This window comes from Pseudomonas sp. P5_A12 (genome assembly GCF_056400685.1).
Genome location: NZ_JBFUKU010000508.1, coordinates 1 through 2,072, shown reverse-complemented (window position 1 = coordinate 2,072; position 2,072 = coordinate 1). Strand labels below are relative to the sequence as shown.

The following is a 2,072-nucleotide window of genomic DNA, read 5'->3' as shown; positions in this document are numbered from 1 at the left end:
GTCTAGCATCACACGCAGACCGTGATAAGCCTCACGCTCCACATTATCTAGATGGAGCACTTCGCCCGGCTGAGACAGCAGCGCTTTCACGCGTTGTTGAACGCGGTATGGCTTGCCGTACTCGTCGGACCTGACCACGGTTTTGTGGCCCGCGTGGGCAACCCCGTCCTTCAAGGCTTTGTCGTTGAAGGTGTCACAGTAGAGGCGGCCCAGTTCGAGTACGGCATTGACACGGGCTTTGCTCGCCCGCGGTAGGTCGTCGTAGGCCTTGTGGTGCTGTTGCAGTTTAGCGATCAAGGCATCTCGCATTTCAATCTGACCGATCGCGGTGCAGGAGGCCGGCTTGAACTCCTTATGCAAAGCCCACCTAACAAGTTTGGTTAGCTGTCCTTGCTTTCTCATAGAAGCTATCTCGATCTGGTATTTCAATTCATTGGATGGAGCAGCTATCAGCTCAGCCATATTGGATGATGGCGTACGGCTTCCCGATTGAAACCTTTCTGCAACCGATCACGACAGGCGTCAGTAGGCGTCACCTAACAATAGCGAGCTTTTTTATAGGTGTTAAAAAAAGCAGAAAACCGACCACTGCATTGGCCGCTGAGCATCTAGCCATAGCAGGTCGCTTGGGGTTGCGCTGCGCCGGTGCTGCCATGACAAGCACCATTGACCACAGTGCCGATGCAATCCTGTGCGTCGACAAACACCGACCAATCCCCCTCAAACCCTTCGTGCAACCAGCGTCGGCCAATGAATGCCCGCGTCATGACTTCGCAGCCACCTTCTCCGACCAGAATGCGTGATAGTTGTCTCTGGTTCGTTGCACCTCGGCCCGGCGCTGCTCCCCCAGTTGGGCGGGGCTCAGGCCCTGGAGGCTAAGCCCACGGTGTTCGAGCTGGCCGAAGTAGCGGTTACACAAGGCGTGTCCGCCGGACGCCTACACCTGGGCGACGTTTCCTATGTGTGCTGATTGTTTACAGGTCACCCCTACAAAACATAAGTATTAGACCCTACTGGCGACACCTATTTTTTAATGGTGTATCGGTCACAATCCGGATCACCTCCACAGAAGTGTTCGTCGAAAACCTGCGCTGAAACTACTGGCTTAGGATCACCCTTGATCTTTGATTTCGGCACGTCGAATTGGAAGGTGACAGAGCCAGACCTTAGCTCATACATCCCCTGGCTTGTCGTTACGTGGGTGCCAGGTATCCCAAGAAAGCTCACGCGAATACCAACAGCAGAATATTTGATGAGCCGAGTCATCTCCTTTTTAACCGTGCAATAGGCGTCCACGCATGCATCAAAATTGGTATTAATCCACCCATATGGCTCGACACCTGGGACCTTATCAGTGGTGGTCCTGAAGTATTTGCTCAGCGATGCCTTAACTGCCGTGGCCTTTTCAAAGTCGAACGAGTAGGCGACGGTGACCTCGATCCGCGCTGTGCGGTCGAAAACCTCACCCACCCGTGTGTCTACAGCGTCGATTTTTATCGCGTCCCGGTAACCGCGCAGGACACTCGCGTTCAGATCCTTGATGGCTGCCTTTCGACGCTGCTCTACTGTTAGGACAGAGGACTCTAGCTGTTTGGTTTGCTCCTCCAAGGTTGCCGCATTACTGGAGTTGAGGCAGGCCACACAAATGAGGGCCACGGTTAGGAGGGTGGCGGCACCATACTGGCGAACAAATCCCGTTTTCATATTTCCCTTCTATTGAGTGGAAGCGAAAACCGCGCACTGGTACTGGCGCCCGCGACAAAAGGCGGGCTGAAAGTGCAGCGGATTTTCAATTCGTATACCTTGGGTTCTGAGGCGGATTGGCATTGCGCCGACCGGGCGAGTCGCCATATAGGGGACTTGCCTCGCAGCTAGTGATGAGCAGTTTATAGACGGGGGGGAGACCAACATTTCATTTAGCGACAACGCTTTTTCACTTCATGACAATCTAAGACCGTTGATCTGGGATGGCACAAACTTGTTTAAGTTGTACCGATTCGTCGTCAGTGGTGTGCGAATTTGCGGCTGCAGGTTTCAGATGGAATTCTAAGCGTCGGCTTAGGGTCGATTCT

The 2,072-nt window shown here is 53.6% G+C and carries 4 protein-coding genes; 1 reads left to right on the top strand and 3 read right to left on the bottom strand.

Features of this window, described 5'->3' with window-relative positions; all coding sequences use genetic code 11:
• Together AC1DSG_RS30545 and AC1DSG_RS30540 are read right to left on the bottom strand one after the other, a co-directional pair.
• Positions 1-462 (bottom strand): hypothetical protein (locus tag AC1DSG_RS30545; protein WP_477794199.1); only part of this gene is annotated, 462 nt, incomplete at its 3' end.
• Positions 463-608: 146 nt separating this feature from the next.
• Complete coding sequence (locus AC1DSG_RS30540) at positions 609-767, bottom strand: hypothetical protein (RefSeq protein ID WP_477794198.1); 159 nt, start codon at positions 765-767, stop codon at positions 609-611.
• 32 nt (positions 768-799) lie between these two features.
• Between AC1DSG_RS30540 and AC1DSG_RS30535 the strand changes: the two genes are divergently transcribed.
• On the top strand, positions 800-970 hold the full coding sequence (locus tag AC1DSG_RS30535) for a hypothetical protein (protein ID WP_477794197.1): 171 nt from the start codon (positions 800-802) through the stop codon (positions 968-970).
• A gap of 53 nt (positions 971-1,023) precedes the next feature.
• Here AC1DSG_RS30535 and AC1DSG_RS30530 read toward each other — a convergent pair whose 3' ends face one another.
• Positions 1,024-1,704: a hypothetical protein gene (locus tag AC1DSG_RS30530; protein ID WP_477794196.1), complete on the bottom strand. Its 681-nt coding sequence runs from the start codon at positions 1,702-1,704 to the stop codon at positions 1,024-1,026.
• Positions 1,705-2,072 lie beyond the last annotated feature (368 nt).

Bases quoted from the DNA above. Each gene is read 5' to 3' on its own strand.
- AC1DSG_RS30530 (WP_477794196.1), bottom strand. From the start codon at position 1,704: ATGAAAACGGGATTTGTTCGCCAGTATGGTGCCGCCACCCTCCTAACC.
- AC1DSG_RS30540 (WP_477794198.1), bottom strand. From the start codon at position 767: ATGACGCGGGCATTCATTGGCCGACGCTGGTTGCACGAAGGGTTTGAG.